The sequence below is a fragment of the Frondihabitans sp. VKM Ac-2883 genome (assembly GCF_015350875.1).
Taxonomy (GTDB): domain Bacteria; phylum Actinomycetota; class Actinomycetes; order Actinomycetales; family Microbacteriaceae; genus Frondihabitans.
Genome location: NZ_JADKSF010000002.1, coordinates 461,199 through 474,903, shown reverse-complemented (window position 1 = coordinate 474,903; position 13,705 = coordinate 461,199). Strand labels below are relative to the sequence as shown.

Sequence of the window (13,705 nt, the reverse complement as noted above, 5' to 3'; positions counted from 1 at the left end):
CGGGGTTCGGCGAGGGGTACACCACGACTATGACGACACGTTTCGACCGTCCGAGAATCGAGGCTGCAGTGGCCGAGATCCTGGCCGCCATTGGCGATGATCCGTCGCGGCCGGGTCTGGCCGACACACCCCGGCGGGTGGCCGACGCCTACGAGGAGTTCTTCTCCGGCCTCGGCATCGACGTGTCGGCGCTGATGGGGACGAGCGTCGTCCCCGCTGATTCGGGTGAACTCGGCGAGCTGGTCGTCGTCCGCGACATCCAGTTCCGATCGGTCTGCGAGCACCACCTTCTGCCGTTCCTCGGCGTCGCCCACGTCGCGTACGTGCCGGGGTCGCAGATCGTCGGCCTGGGGCGCATCCCCGGTCTCGTCGACGCGCTCGCGTCAAGGCCGCAGCTGCAGGAGCGCCTGGGAGAAGACATCGCCGGAGCACTCGAGAGTGCGGCCGATCCGGCAGGCGTGCTCGTGGTGCTCGATGCGGCGCACGGATGCGTGACCACTCGGGGTGCGCGTCAGACGCAGAGCTCCACGGTCACGGTGGCGAGCCGGGGCGTGCTGGCCGACCCGGCCGGGCGGGCCGAGGCGATGGCCCTGATCGGCAGGGTCTCGGCGTGAGCGACACCGTTCCGAGAGACCGGGCGGTGTTCGACTCGGGCCGCGTCGGCGGCTTCGTGCTGCCGACGCTGACGGCCCCCGTAAGGCGAATCGGGCGGCGCACCTTCGACTTCGACCGACAGATCGCCGTCATGGCCATCGTCAACCGCACCCCCGACTCGTTCTTCGACCAGGGGGCAACCTTCGCCCTCGACCGCGCCGTGGAGGCCGCCGTGCAGGCCGCCGCGGACGGGGCCGACTGGGTCGATATCGGGGGAGTCCCGTTCGCGCCCGGACCCGAGCTGCCCACGGCTGATGAAGCCGAGCGCGTCGTACCGGTCGTCCAGGCGCTCGCCGCCGAGTCGGATGTCGTCATCTCGGTCGACACCTTCCGGGCCGACGTCGCCGAGGCCGCGATCGCGGTGGGGGCGGCCGTGATCAACGACACGACGGGCCTCGCCGACCCCCGGCTCGCCGATGTCGTCGCCGACAGCGAGGCGACCCTCGTGATCACCCACTCGCTGGCGACACCTCGACAACCCCACCCCCGGCCACAGTATGGCGATGTCGCGGGCGAGGTGCTCGGCCGTCTGAGCGAACGAGTCGACCTCGCGATCGCGAGAGGCATTCCCGACAGCCGGCTCATCGTCGACCCGGGTCACGACCTCAACAAGAACACCGTGCAGACGCTCGAGCTCACCCGTCGATTCGACGAGCTCACGGCCCTCGGGCTCCCCGTCCTCGCTGCTGTCTCCAACAAGGACTTCATCGGCGAGAGCCTCCAGCGCGACAAGCCCGATCGGCTCGCAGGGTCGATCGCGGCAGCCACGACGTGTGCCCTGCTCGGCGCGCGGATCGTCCGCATGCACGCGGTGCGGGAGTCGATCGACGCCATGCGGATGGTCGAGGCCATCCTCGGCTGGCGTGCCCCCGTCGAACCGAGGCACAACGTATGAGCGCGGCAGGCGAAGGGCCGCTCGGGCAGATCTTCCCCGTCTTGATCGCCGACCTCGACGACGACGCCCTGCTCGCACTGCTGGCACCCCGCGATCGCGCCGTGCCTCGTCTGCGAGCGAACTTCGTGGCCAGCATCGATGGCTCCGTCACAGCGGCAGGTCTCAGTGGCAGCCTCGGCGGGCCCGCCGACAAGAAGGTCTTCGACCTGGTGCGACAGCTCTGCGACGTCATCGTCGTGGCGTCCGGCACGGTGAAGGCCGAAGGGTATGCGGGGCCGCTGGTATCGGAGGCGACCCGTGCCTGGCGGGTGGCGAACGGGCTCTCACCGCACCCGGCGGTGGCCGTGGTGACCGGGCGACTGTCGGTGGATCCTGAGTCCGATTTCTTCACCGAGAGCCCCGTGCGTCCGCTCGTGCTGACGGCAAAGTCGGCCGACGCCGGGCGGCGCCGGGCCCTGGCCGAGGTCGCCGACGTGGTCGACTGCGGCTCCGAGACGGTCGAGCCCCGGTTGCTGGTCGACGCGCTGGTCGCCCGCGGTCTGCCCCAGATGCACTGCGAGGGCGGGCCATCGCTGCTGGGTGCGCTTATCGAGGCCGACGTGCTCGACGCGCTGTGCCTGACCGTCAGCCCGTCGCTCGAGGGCGGGTCGGGGCCGCGGATCGCCCGGCGGTCGCCCGACGCGGCGCCGATCGACCTGCGGACGATGCAGCTCGACCATGTGCTGCACGCGTCGGGGATGCTCTTGACGCAGTATTCGCGGGTGCGGGCGACCGCGTAGCGCGACCGACCGATGCAACACGTGTCGAACGAGTGCCCCGGCATTCGCGACAGGTGACGGCGAATGCGGCGCGGATCGCCGCCTAGCCTGGAGCATGGCCATCGATTCGACGAGCGTCGACCCCGGGGTGACCCCGAGCGGGCGTGATGTCGGGCGCGGCGCCGTGCAGGTCGTGGGGTCCGGGATCCTGGGCCTGTCGACCGCCTGGCATCTCCACCTCGCCGGATTCCGCGAGATCACCGTGGTCGATGCCGGTCCGCCGCTGCACGGCACGACCCCCGCGGGTGCCGGCTTCGTGCTGCCCGCCGCGGCCGATCACAATCGTCGAGGCGGCACGGCGGCCCTCCCGCTGGCCCAGTACTCGCTCGACTTCTACCGGCAGCTCGACCTCGACGGGCACGACATCGAGTTCGGCGAGCACGGCAATATCGTGCTCGCGACGACCGAGGAGTTCCTTGTCGAGTCGGTGGCCGGAATCGTCCGTCATCCTCTCGCCGCACCCGGGACGCGAGCGCTCTCCGCCGCCGACGTGGGCAGCCTCACCGGCGGCGCCGTCGACTCCCGCGAGGTCGTCGGCGGGGTGCTCATGCCCCTCGCCGGGCAGGTCACCACCTCCGAGGTGGTCCGAGTGCTCACGGCGATGCTCGAGGCCGAGGGCGTCGTCTTCCGCTACGAGACCCGCGTCGACACCATCGAGACGTGGGAGGGGCGAGTCGCCCGTCTCATCACGTCAGCCGGCGATCTTGCCGCCACGACCGTGGTGCTCGCGGGTGGCGCCTGGATGAACCGCCTGCTCGACGGCGTCACGTCGACCCTTCCGCTTCTGCCCATGGTCGCGACGCGCTTCGTCACGGCCGACGTCGGACTGCCCGCCGACATGCCGACGATCCAGAGCCGTGATCTCGGGCCGCTCTGGCTCCGCAACCTGCACGGCGCATTCTCGTGGGGAGCCGCCCCCGGCTACCGCAGCTCGCGGCAGCTGCGCGCCGAAGGAATAGACACCAGCGTCACCCGCGGTAGGCCGGTCGTGCCGAGTCTCATCGATGCCCAGCTCGCCCATCAGGCGACACTCGAGCGGGTGTTCCCGGCCCTTCGCGGGGCCGAGTCCGTGACAATCATGCAGGGCCAGCCGACCTGGACCGCCGATGGACGACCGTACGCAGGATCCGCGCCCGGCGTCGAGGGCCTCTGGGTCGTGGGCGGCGACAACGAGGGCGGGGTCATGAACGGCCCGGGCCTCGGGCGCCTGATCTCCGACATCGTCACAGCGGCTGATCGGCCGAGCGCCGAGGCGCCTCTCGCGGATCCTGAAGCCTTTCGCCTCGACCGCTTCGCCCCCGGTTCGTTCACCACCGAGGAGGCGATCGAAGCGTACATCGCGGCCGATGGGGACCGGGTCGCCCACGCTTTCGCCAAGTAATGCCCCCACAGCACCCCTCCCGAACCCCTCACCGTTAGGTCCCCGCCATGCACCTCGCCCCTCGGATCGCCGTCCCCGCGATTGGCCTCACCCTCCTCGCCGTCCTGTCGGGCTGCGTCAGCGTCTCGTCCGAGTCGGTCAGCGACGACTCGTCGTCGACCATCACCGTCGGCACCACCGACAAGGTGACCGCGGTCGACCCCGCGGGGTCGTGGGACACCGGATCGTGGGCGGTCCAGAGTAACGCCTTCGGCATGCTGATGAACTTCAGGCCCGGCTCGACGAAGCCCGAGCCCGACCTCGCCGAGTCGGCCGAGTTCACGACACCCACGACCTACACGGTGAAGCTCAAGAGCGGCGAGAAGTTCTCGAACGGCGACGCTCTCACCTCGTCGGACGTCAAGTTCTCGTTCGAGCGCATGGTGGGCATCGCCGACGTCAACGGCCCGTCCTCTCTGCTGTCGAACATGAAGAGCATCGCCACACCCGACGACCAGACCGTGGTGTTCACGCTCAAGCAGGCCGATGATCAGCTCTGGCCGCAGGTGCTGTCGTCGCCGGCCGGATTCGTGCTCGACGAGGACGTCTTCTCGGCCACCAAGCTCACGTCGAACGCCGACATCGTCAAGGGCAGCGCGTTCTCGGGCCAGTACCGGTTGAAGGCGTACACCGACGGGCAGATCGCGAGCTACGTGGCGAATACGAACTACGACGGCCTGCTTGGCAAGGCGAGGACGAAGAACATCCTCGTCTCGTACTACACGAACGCCACCGACCTCCGCCTCGACGTCGCCGATGGCAAGGTCGACGTGGCCTGGCGGGCGCTCGCCGCGAGCGACGTGGTCTCGCTGGCGAAGAACAAAGACGTCACCGTGCACACCGGGCCGGGATCTGACCTCCGCTTCGTGGTGTTCAACTTCGACACCATGCCTTTCGGCAAGAAGACGGACGACCCGGACGCGGCCAAGGCGCTCGCCGTCCGCCAGGCGGTCGCCGACGTGGTGGACCGCGCCGCGATCGCGAAGGACGTCTACAAAGACACCTTCAGCCCCTCGTACTCGGTCGTGCCCGCCGGCCTCGCGAGCTCGATCGACGCTTACAAGACGGCTTACGGCGACGGTGAGGGTGGTCCGGACATCGCGAAGGCCAAGGCGACCCTCGAGGCCGCGGGGATCACCGACAAGGTCGAGATCAACCTGCAGTTCAACACCGACCACTACGGCGCGACCTCGTCAGACGAGTACGCCGAACTGGCCGATCAGCTGACGAACTCGGGGCTGTTCGCGGCGTCGACCCAGTCGACGCTCTGGGAGCAGTACCTGAAAGACATCTCGGCCGGCGACTACCCGCTGTTCCAGCTCGGCTGGTCGGCCGACTACCCCGACTCCGACAACTACCTGAACGTGATCAACGACCCGGTCGATGCACCCGCGTTCATCAACAACGACGTGCACGACTCGAAGTTGAACACGCTGATCGCCGACGAGAAGGTCGAGCCGGACGCCGCCGCGCGCGCGAAGCTGATCGAGGACGCGCAGACGCGGGCCGCCGAGATCCTGCCGACGCTGCCGCTGCTGCAGGGCAAGCTCGTCGCCGTGGCCGGAACCGATGTCACGGGCGTCGACTCGACGCTCGACTCGTCGAACCGCTTCCGGTTCGGGGTGCTCGGCAAGCAGTAGCGGGCGGCGCGAGTCGCTAGACCCTCGTGAGCGGTGGTCGAGGTGGTCCTAGGCCCACCTCGATGGCCGCCCGCGAGGGTTTGTGCCGTCTGGGCGGGTGCAGGCGGCGGCTTCAGCGGGCCACCGCGAATCGGGCGGCAGGGCGTGCCCGGCCCATCGCAAGATCGGCAAGGATCCGGCCCACCGTCGGCGTGAACTTGAACCCGTGGCCCGAGAAGCCCGCGCCGATCGTGACCGGCCCAACCCGGTCGAGCACGAAGTCGGTGGTGTCGGTCGACGTGTACGTGCAGCTGATCTCGACGAACGCGTCGGGGTCGACGCCGGGCAGCCACTCGGCGGCGTAGCGACGGAGGGCCGCGAGCTGCACCGGCTCCGACTCGAAGGTGCGCGCGTCGGGGTCGATCTCGAGGCCTGTTCCGTGCCAGCCGACCTTGACGCCCTCGGCCGGGGTCAGCATGCCGTAGACGTCGCTGTACCAGTACTCGTCGGCGGTGCCGGCTCGCAGGTGGTTGAACGACGGCCAGGTGCCCGCGAGCGAAGGATCCGAGACCGCGAAGTGAGCGGGCTGCTCCTGCGTCACGATCAGCCGGGGTAACGGGATGAGCTCGCCGAGCAGCTTCTCCGTCCACGCTCCCGCGGTCACCACGACCGACCGTGCTCGGATCGTCTCGACGACACCGTCCCTCTCCAGCTCCACCTCGGCGAGATCGTCGGCGAGGATGCGGATGGCGACGGCGCGGGTCTCGTGGCGGATGTCGGTGCCGCGCGCCCGGGCAGCGCGCTGCAGGGCGACGACGGAGTCGTCGGCCCGCACCCGGCCCGACTCGGGGGAGAACAGCACGCGGGTGTCGAACCGCATGCCCGGCCAGCGCTCGTGCGCGGTTTCGGGTGCGAGAAACTCCGAGGCGATGCCGGCGCCCTCGAGCTGCGCGTGCACGGCGTCGAAGCGCGCATCGGGGCCCTCGCCGTGGTTGACGAGCCCGACGAGGTCGAGCAGCTTCTCGCCCGACTCATCCTCGAGCTCGCCCCAGAGACGTCGTGCTTCGACGAGCATCGCGACGTAATCGGGCTCGGCGTAGGCGACGTTGAAGTTGCGGAACTCGCCGTGCGAGGCGCCGTTCGCGTGGCCCGGCGTAAAGCGCTCGGCCAGCACGACCTCGCGGCCTGCTCGAGCGAGAGCCCAGGCCGTTGCGGAGCCCATGGCTCCGCCGCCGATGACGAGGGTGTCGACGTGTTCGATGGTCCGCTCCTTCTTCGAGGTCCTTCTACCGTAGGTGCGGAGCGTGCCGCAGGGCAGGATAGGAACGTGGGGATCGCACAAGAACTGGAACTGCTCATCCGTGAGCCGGAGACCGGGAAGTCGCGCGTCGACGCCGTGGCAGCCCGCGCGGCACTTGCAGGAGCCCTCCTGGCCGACCTGCTGATCGAGCGGAGGATCGTCCGCGACGAGCGGGGCAAGCTCGTCGTCGTTGACCGTTCACCGCTCGGGGAGTTCGTCCTCGATCGAGCGCTCGCCTCCATGTCGAGCGACCCCAAGCCGCGATCTGTTCGCCGTTGGGTGGCACGTCTGGAGAGGTCGGGCGTCCGCGAGGACGTCCTGGGCACGCTGGTAACGCACGGTGACGTCGAGGCTCGCACCCATCGGATCCTGGGCCTGTTTCCGACGACGCGCTACCCGGTCGTGAATGCGCGGGCCCGAGGAGAAGCGGTGCAGTCGATCCACGAGGCCCTCGTCGCAAAGGGGCCGGTTCCCGATCGCGGTTTGGCCCTGGTCGGCCTCTGCGACGCCGCTGGACTGCTGAAGCAGGTCGTCGGACCGCTCGACCGCCATCGCCTCAAGCCGTTTCGAGACGTCGACGTCGCCCGCGCAGTCCGAGCGTCGATTGCCGAGAAGCGGTCGTCGTCGGATGCGGGCATGATCGGAGGCGGAGGAGCAGGCGGCGACGGCGGCAGCGGCAGCTAGGGGGCGGAGCTACTCCTCGAGGTCGCCCGGCCCCTCCGGCTCGACCTTGGTCTCGTCCATCCGGTCGCGGAGCTGATCGGACATTGCTGCGGCCCCCTCGGAGCCGTGATCGTGCTCGACCTGCTCGATGAGGCCCGAAAGCTTGTCTTTGTTCGTGGCCTCGTTGCTGCCGTCCATCATCGGTGCGGCCTGTTCGTTATCGCTCATACCGCGAACCTACGCCGGCTCCGGCCGCGAACCCCAGGCAGTTGTGACGTGATGGTTGACCGTCGGGATCAGGCGCCGTTTTCGAGACGCCGCGCCGCACCCTCAGGCCGGGGCGGGTTGGCAGCGTGGGCACCACCAGGTTCGGCGTTGTTGCGGATCGTTCAGGACTTCGGTCGTGGCGCGGACGGGTGTGCCACAGCGCAGGCAGGGGCGGCCGGCCCTGCCAACAACGAAGTGTCGTTCGCCTCGTCGCCGGTTTCCGGTGGTCGTTTGAAACATGCCCGGGATGGTGACGGATGCGGTCAGGCCTCTCGCGGCCCGGTCGACCAACCGACGAGTGTCGACGTCGCCTGTGGGGGTCCACGGATAGAGGCCCTGCAGATAGCAGATCTCGTTTGCCCACATGTTTCCCAACCCCGCGATGACTCGCTGGTCGAGAAGCGCATGGATCACTGGCTGCTGGGGTCGGGCGTTCAACCGTGCTTCGGCGTCGTCGGGATCCCAGTCGGAACGGAGGGGGTCGGGCCCGAGGTGTCCGACGAGAGTGTCTTCAGCCCCGGTGGGGATGAGGTCGACGACGGGCAGCTGTATGCCCCAGACGGTGGTGCCGGTCTCGACGACGAGTCGTATTCGCACGTCGGGCAGGATGCGGCGGGGGAGGGTTCTGCCCTTCACGCTGATGGTCCAGGAGCCTTGCATGCGCAGGTGGGTGTGCAGGGTGTGGCCGTTGTCGAACCGGGTCAGGAGGTGTTTGCCATGGGTGTCGTGCTCGAGGATCCGCCACCCCGTGACTTCAGCGCCGGCAGCGTTTCCGGATCGAATCTCTCCGTCGGTAAGCGTGTGCCCGTCGAGTGCCGGGCGGAGGCGGGCTGCCAGCTGGTAGACGCTGTCGCCCTCAGGCACACCCACCCCCGGCCACAAGAACGGGTTTCACCAGGCAAGCACCTCGACGATTAGTCGTCGCTGCTGCTGCTGCTGGTGGAGGTCGTCTCTTCGTGCGTCTCAGTTGTTGTGGTTTTCTTGGTGGTTTCGCCATCGTCCGAGGTGTGGGTGGAGGTCGTGGTCTCTTTGTCGTCGCTCATCGTTGAACCGTACCCCCGCCCACAAAAGGGAGTCACTCGCAGGGGCGTACGCTCCCATCTCCCATGGTGTTGGCACCCGCAGGTGGTGGCAGACCTGGTCTTACTGACAAGAACCCCTAGGTGTGGTTCCGGAGCGAGGATCAAGGTCGACGGCACCGGGTGTGCGGTCGTACGCTGCGGCCCCACGCCACCGCAGAACGGTCTACGCTCCGGAGGTAGAGGAGAGTTCCTGCTGGCCACGACTCTGAGCGTGGTTCCCAACCATCTTTTGGGTGCGGCGATACGGAGCAACGGCGCAGTGCGAGGGTGTCACCCGCACATCTCTCCCGGCCCAGACCCCGTCGGACGACGACGAGGCCGTGCACGAAAGCAGCTCCCCACCCATGGGTTACATCGTTTACGACGGGGAAATCCTCGAATTCAAAGTCGAAGACCGTCTCCTCGCCCACCTGCAAATAGTCATCGTGAACAAATTCCGCAAAAACGAGTCCTTGATGTTCTCGTGGCGGGAACCTGCTGAGACGGGTGACGGCCGCGCGACCGTCTGGCTGTCCCCGAACATCGGGTTGCGGTTCAAATTCGCGGGCGGCCGAATGCCCGAGATCAATCCCACCTGGCTTGCTGCCCTCTACGAGGCAGCCGACTCTGGCCGGGGTCTCTACGCCGTCGACGAACCCCCGCGCGATAGCACCACGGAACTTCCCGGGACCCGCGGCAACCCGGTTGATTGGGCCCACGACCGCGTTCCCGCTGAGAAACCGCGTGCAGCCAGGCCGTTGGCAGGGGAGAAGCGTCAGGAGTGAACCTTGGAGGCGGATTCCGAGCGCTAAAGGACGCTGGAGTTCGGATCACAGAAAGTTAGGTGTATGAACGGCCGACTCCCCCTGCCCTCTACTCCCCGGTGGAAGCATCTCCGGGAAGCGGGTTATTTGGGGTGAACAATGTGGCGGCGGCACCGGTGAGGACGTCTGCGACGGGCTTTTCTCGGACGCTGGCGAGGGCCCCGGACAGTCCGGCGGTAAGCGTGCCGGCCGCGATCGAAATGGCTTCGACCACTTCCTCCTGGCGTGGTGTGAGGGGCTCGTCGACGAGTTCGTCGACGGTGTCGAGGAGGTTCTCTCGGGCGGCGTCGATAACTATCGGGTCATCGTCATGGAGTGCCGTGGCCTCCGCGATGACCACAAGACCCGCCTGAGTGAGGTCCGAGTTCGGGTCGGGTTGTGCCGGAGGCGAGCCAGTCATGCAGTGCACGGTACACGGGCGTCGGCTGTAGCGCTGATGCAGGTACAGCCGACAGGACAAATCTGCCGGCTCGGGCGGGCGGCGCGGACCGGGGGACAGGGCGTCTCAGTGAGTCGTCTGCTGGCGAGGGTAGCGTCGCGTTTCCGTTGCGTGCCCGCCAGGGCGGTGGGGACCCGACCCGCACTGCTGTCGTGGGCGAGGAGCTGTCATGTCCCGAACCAAGGCTGTTGTCCATTCCCTGCTGGGTGCGCCATCTCGTGGTGCTCGTTTCGTGGAGTTCCTCTTCCGGCGGCGCGACGCAGATGGGGATATTTACCCGGAGGACCCGGCGGAGGGGGTGGTGGCTGGTGCTGATCCGGACCGCATCGTATTTCTGGGGGAGCGTGGTGAGTTGTCGTTGGGCGTTCGGACTCACGAGCTGTCGTTGCCGGCGTTCTTTGCTCGGCACCGATCACACATAACGCGCAGAGGATTGAGCTGGTCGATTTCTACTTTGCCGACGTCGAGGATCCAAGACGCACCCGCCGTGGTGGCAGGAATGTCCGAGCGCCTGCAGGGGGTTGACGCCGTCGTCGTCCTGGTAGGAATTACGGATGCCCTTCGAGTGACGAGCCCTATCGTCTGGGATCGGAACCTTCGAGAGACCCTGAACGCACTCATGCGGGCCCTGCCCTGTGGCGCGCAGGTCATCGTTGGCGAGATCCCGCCGCTGGATAACGCTGGGAGCCTTTCTCGACCGGCACGGGTCGCCGCGGGATTGCAGGGTCGCCTCCTGAACATGCGCACACGACTCGTCGCCCGGGACTACCCGGCTGTTGTGGTTGCAGGGTTCCCGGACGAGTTGACGACGTCCGTGTGGCGCCCGGAGTCGGAGGAGAACCGGTACCGGAACACGTACAAAGTGTGGGGCGAAGACCTCACCGGGCACTTGTCAGCAGATCCGCCGGTACCGCGAAGCCTCTCCTGACCGCAATTCGTGCCGCGCGATGAAGTCCGGCCGGGGTAAGGAGTGCGCTGCGCGAAACAGCACACCCTGGTGTTGAAGTTTGGCCGCGTCAAGCCCGGTCGCGTAATCGCCATGCGAGCGTACGGTCGTTCTATGACTACTTCAGGAAACAGCGACACGCCCGACGGCTCTTCGCACCCGACGGAGGAGCAGAAGAAGCACACCGAAGATCTCGCCGACGGGTCACCGTCCGGCGACGCCACGAAAGACCCCGGTAAGGACAGCGACACGACGTCGGGCGGTGAGCCCGAATGAGCGACCCGAGGCCCACCTCTGTTCCCGAGCCGGACGAGGTCGACCCGGAGACGGGGACAGACCCGGACGGCGCACCGATCGACAACCCCTCCGGTTTCACCCTCCACCTCAACGGAGCGTCCGCGCTGTGAGGTCTTTCGGCGCGGTAGGGATCGCCATCGCAGCGGGCCTGGTGCTTTCCGCGTGTGCCCCCAGCGCCCAGAACCTTGACCCGGCGGGCGATCAGAACGATGCCGAGGATTCCCGTACCAACCCGGCCCAGGCGAACAAGAACGCCTGCGACCTCGCCTCCGACAGCACGCTGGCGGCCCTGACCGACCTCTCCAATTCCGGCCCGGCACGGGTGGGCTGGGTCGCCGAAGGGGACGGTGGCTGGTACGTCTCGGCGCCTCTGGGTGAAGACGGAACCCTGTCAGACGTCGTCGGGCTGTGGGCGACCGACAAGGATCCGGCGGACAAGTCGTTCGACTCGACCTTGTACGCCGTGAATGGCGATGCACAATCGAACTCGACTGCCGCGAAAGCCGCTGCCACCACCTTCACCGCCGAATCATCGGCGGCTAAGAAGGCCATCACCTGCGCTACCGAAACGGACGACTGATCGTTCTCCGTTCCTGAGATGACAAAACCCCGTCACGCATTGCCAGCGTGACGGGGTTCTGTGTTGCAGAGGCGCTCTAGGAGTTCTTGACCTCGTCAGCCGAACCCTGCGCGCTGTCCTTCACATCGGAGGCCGCACCCTGGGCCTCGTCCTTGACCGTTCCGGCTGCGCTCTGGGCCGTGTCTTTCAGCGACGCGGCGGCGTCCTGGGCGGGTCCCTTGAGGTTCTGCGCGACGTCCTGCGCGGCGCTCTTCGCCTCGTCGACCAGGGGAGCAGCTTTCTCCTTGACCTGTCCGGCGAGCTGCTGCTCTTTGTCGCTTGCGGGGATCAGAGACGAGAGCAGCCAGCCGGCGCCGAAGGCGACTAGCCCGACGGCGAGAGGGTTGCCCTTGACCTTGTCGGCGGCCTGCTGCCCGGCCTGCTTGGCCGTGTCGGTCGCGTTCGTGGCCGCGGATCCTGCGGTGTCCTGTTTGTCGTGCACGGCGCCCATGACCGACTCCTTCGCGTTCGTGAAGCGGCTTTTGACCTTCTCGGCCTGACGGTGGGCGATCTGGCTGGGGTCGACCTTGTCGGCGAGCGCGTCGACGTCGTAGCCCAGCCCCGCACGAGTCGCGTCGATCTCGGCGCGGATCTGGTCGGGCGTCTTCTTGTCGTTGGTGCTGTCTGCGATGCTCATGCGTGGCCTCCCGGCTTCACGGTCTCGGGGATCTTCTTGAGGGAGTCGACCGTCTTCGGTGCTCCGTTGATTTCTTTAAGTTCCTTCTTGCCGCGAAGGAACAGGATCAACGCGACGATGGCGTAGATCACGGCAATGACGACGGCCGAGAGTGCGTTATTCAGCACGAAACCGAGACCCCACCAGGCCGCGATAGACAGGAACAGCAGCGCGAAGAAGGCGGTGAGCCCCGCGCCGCCGAACATGCCCGCGCCCTTTCCCGCTTTCTTCGCGGACTCGGTCAGCTCGGCCTTGGCCAGCTCGACTTCCTGACGGAACAGCGTCGAGATATCTTTCGACACACCGGTGAGGAGGTCGCCGAGCGAGGTGGTCGCAGCCTTTTCTTCCGGGGTGATCGACGGGTCGGTCATCGCTGGTCACCCGAGTACGGGCGCAGGTGCGCGGTGTCGGCTCCGTCGACGATGTCGTCGAACGACGGGGTCGGTGCAACGTGGGCGGTACCGGCCTCGACGGGTGTCACGCCGAACGACTCGGCACTGCGGCTGTATCCGGGAGCCGGTTCGCCGGTGACGGGAGCGTGAGCGGCGTCGGAGGACGCGGTGTTCGCCGGGGACTGGCGACCCGTGCTCGAGGAGTCGTCGCTCTTGGCCTCGGCGGCCAGCGACTTCGCGAGACGACCGGCAAGGATCCCGGCCCCCGCCGCGATCGCGATGAATGTGCCGGGCTTTCGGGCCGCGTACTGCTTCACCTCGTCGAGGAGCGAACCGGGATCGCGGCCGTCGAGCCACGATGCAGCCGATCCGGCGCGGCCGGAGAGGTTGCGGACGAGCTCGGACGCGACGCCGTTGCCGTCGGACTTGTCGGCCATCGACGAGAGTTCGTCTGAAACGGACCGGAGCCCTTCGGCGACTTTCTGCGACTGCGTTCCGGCCTGCTCCTTCAACTGCGAGGTGGCCTGACCGTAAAGGTCTTTGGCCTGGCTCTTGACTTCGGATGCCACCTCGCCGGCCTGCTCCTTCGCGGTTCCGGCCACGTTCGACGCGGCGTCCTTGGCATCGCCAGCGACCTGGCCCGCCTGCTCCTTCGCGGCACCGGCCTTGGCCTTTGCGACGTCAGTCGACGACGAGGACTCGTCGTCGTCAGACGCCTGAGCCTCTGTGGTGACCGGCTGCGAATACCCACCCTGGTCGTAGAGGGGCGTCGAGGAAACGGGTTCGTTCTCGGGAAGATAAGTGGACACGAGGGC

At 67.6% G+C, this 13,705-nt stretch carries 18 protein-coding genes; 10 read left to right on the top strand and 8 right to left on the bottom strand.

Going from position 1 to position 13,705, the window contains the following annotated elements; translation table 11 throughout:
- Window positions 1-29: 29 nt before the first annotated feature.
- The 5 genes from folE (at window position 30) to ITJ49_RS05835 (ending at window position 5,427) form a co-directional block, all read left to right on the top strand.
- Window positions 30-614 carry a GTP cyclohydrolase I gene (folE, locus tag ITJ49_RS05855; protein ID WP_194602601.1) on the top strand — a complete coding sequence of 195 codons (585 nt, stop codon included), beginning with the start codon at window positions 30-32 and terminating at the stop codon, window positions 612-614.
- Window positions 611-1,549, top strand: a complete 939-nt coding sequence (gene folP, locus ITJ49_RS05850; protein ID WP_370544385.1) for a dihydropteroate synthase — start codon at window positions 611-613, stop codon at window positions 1,547-1,549. The genes folE and folP overlap by 4 nt, the downstream gene beginning before the upstream one ends.
- The gene (locus tag ITJ49_RS05845; protein WP_194602599.1) at window positions 1,546-2,328 is read left to right on the top strand and encodes a pyrimidine reductase family protein; all 783 of its coding nucleotides are present in this window, start codon (window positions 1,546-1,548) and stop codon (window positions 2,326-2,328) included. Before folP ends, ITJ49_RS05845 begins: the two co-directional genes overlap by 4 nt.
- A 94-nt stretch (window positions 2,329-2,422) precedes the next feature.
- The gene (locus tag ITJ49_RS05840) at window positions 2,423-3,748 is read left to right on the top strand and encodes an FAD-binding oxidoreductase (RefSeq protein WP_194602597.1); all 1,326 of its coding nucleotides are present in this window, start codon (window positions 2,423-2,425) and stop codon (window positions 3,746-3,748) included.
- A 47-nt stretch (window positions 3,749-3,795) separates the two neighbouring features.
- A complete protein-coding gene (locus tag ITJ49_RS05835; protein WP_194602595.1) occupies window positions 3,796-5,427 on the top strand; it encodes an ABC transporter substrate-binding protein in 1,632 nt (543 codons plus the stop codon).
- Between the two features lie 112 nt (window positions 5,428-5,539).
- Here ITJ49_RS05835 and ITJ49_RS05830 read toward each other — a convergent pair whose 3' ends face one another.
- Entirely contained in the window at window positions 5,540-6,667 is a 1,128-nt protein-coding gene (locus ITJ49_RS05830) for an FAD-dependent oxidoreductase (protein WP_194602915.1), read from the bottom strand.
- 66 nt (window positions 6,668-6,733) lie between these two features.
- On the opposite strand from ITJ49_RS05830, the gene ITJ49_RS05825 reads away from it, so the two are divergent.
- Entirely contained in the window at window positions 6,734-7,390 is a 657-nt protein-coding gene (locus tag ITJ49_RS05825) for a GPP34 family phosphoprotein (protein WP_194602592.1), read from the top strand.
- Between the two features lie 9 nt (window positions 7,391-7,399).
- Here the strand turns inward: ITJ49_RS05825 and ITJ49_RS05820 are convergent, their stop codons facing one another.
- The 3 genes from ITJ49_RS05820 to ITJ49_RS17835 all read right to left on the bottom strand — a co-directional run bounded on the left by ITJ49_RS05820 (window position 7,400) and on the right by ITJ49_RS17835 (window position 8,679).
- Window positions 7,400-7,597, bottom strand: a complete 198-nt coding sequence (locus ITJ49_RS05820; protein ID WP_194602588.1) for a hypothetical protein — start codon at window positions 7,595-7,597, stop codon at window positions 7,400-7,402.
- 102 nt (window positions 7,598-7,699) lie between these two features.
- A complete protein-coding gene (locus ITJ49_RS05815) occupies window positions 7,700-8,500 on the bottom strand; it encodes an Fpg/Nei family DNA glycosylase (RefSeq protein ID WP_194602585.1) in 801 nt (266 codons plus the stop codon).
- A 50-nt stretch (window positions 8,501-8,550) separates the two neighbouring features.
- Window positions 8,551-8,679 carry a hypothetical protein gene (locus ITJ49_RS17835; protein ID WP_255521672.1) on the bottom strand — a complete coding sequence of 43 codons (129 nt, stop codon included), beginning with the start codon at window positions 8,677-8,679 and terminating at the stop codon, window positions 8,551-8,553.
- A 383-nt stretch (window positions 8,680-9,062) separates the two neighbouring features.
- Here ITJ49_RS17835 and ITJ49_RS05810 point away from each other — a divergent pair, with 383 nt between their 5' ends.
- Window positions 9,063-9,482, top strand: a complete 420-nt coding sequence (locus tag ITJ49_RS05810; RefSeq protein WP_194602582.1) for an ATP-dependent DNA ligase — start codon at window positions 9,063-9,065, stop codon at window positions 9,480-9,482.
- A gap of 88 nt (window positions 9,483-9,570) precedes the next feature.
- Here ITJ49_RS05810 and ITJ49_RS05805 read toward each other — a convergent pair whose 3' ends face one another.
- Window positions 9,571-9,921, bottom strand: a complete 351-nt coding sequence (locus tag ITJ49_RS05805; protein WP_194602580.1) for a hypothetical protein — start codon at window positions 9,919-9,921, stop codon at window positions 9,571-9,573.
- Between the two features lie 208 nt (window positions 9,922-10,129).
- Between ITJ49_RS05805 and ITJ49_RS05800 the strand changes: the two genes are divergently transcribed.
- The 3 genes from ITJ49_RS05800 (at window position 10,130) to ITJ49_RS05790 (ending at window position 11,783) form a co-directional block, all read left to right on the top strand.
- On the top strand, window positions 10,130-10,888 hold the full coding sequence (locus ITJ49_RS05800; protein ID WP_194602577.1) for a hypothetical protein: 759 nt from the start codon (window positions 10,130-10,132) through the stop codon (window positions 10,886-10,888).
- A gap of 132 nt (window positions 10,889-11,020) precedes the next feature.
- Window positions 11,021-11,182, top strand: a complete 162-nt coding sequence (locus tag ITJ49_RS05795) for a hypothetical protein (protein WP_194602574.1) — start codon at window positions 11,021-11,023, stop codon at window positions 11,180-11,182.
- A gap of 127 nt (window positions 11,183-11,309) precedes the next feature.
- The gene (locus ITJ49_RS05790) at window positions 11,310-11,783 is read left to right on the top strand and encodes a hypothetical protein (RefSeq protein WP_194602570.1); all 474 of its coding nucleotides are present in this window, start codon (window positions 11,310-11,312) and stop codon (window positions 11,781-11,783) included.
- 76 nt (window positions 11,784-11,859) lie between these two features.
- Here the strand turns inward: ITJ49_RS05790 and ITJ49_RS05785 are convergent, their stop codons facing one another.
- The 3 genes from ITJ49_RS05785 to ITJ49_RS05775 are packed head-to-tail and all read right to left on the bottom strand — an operon-like array spanning window position 11,860 to window position 13,699.
- The gene (locus ITJ49_RS05785; RefSeq protein ID WP_123940881.1) at window positions 11,860-12,459 is read right to left on the bottom strand and encodes a DUF3618 domain-containing protein; all 600 of its coding nucleotides are present in this window, start codon (window positions 12,457-12,459) and stop codon (window positions 11,860-11,862) included.
- Entirely contained in the window at window positions 12,456-12,869 is a 414-nt protein-coding gene (locus ITJ49_RS05780; RefSeq protein WP_123940883.1) for a phage holin family protein, read from the bottom strand. Before ITJ49_RS05780 ends, ITJ49_RS05785 begins: the two co-directional genes overlap by 4 nt.
- Window positions 12,866-13,699: a hypothetical protein gene (locus tag ITJ49_RS05775; RefSeq protein WP_194602567.1), complete on the bottom strand. Its 834-nt coding sequence runs from the start codon at window positions 13,697-13,699 to the stop codon at window positions 12,866-12,868. The genes ITJ49_RS05780 and ITJ49_RS05775 overlap by 4 nt, the downstream gene beginning before the upstream one ends.
- Between the last annotated feature and the right edge of the window lie 6 nt (window positions 13,700-13,705).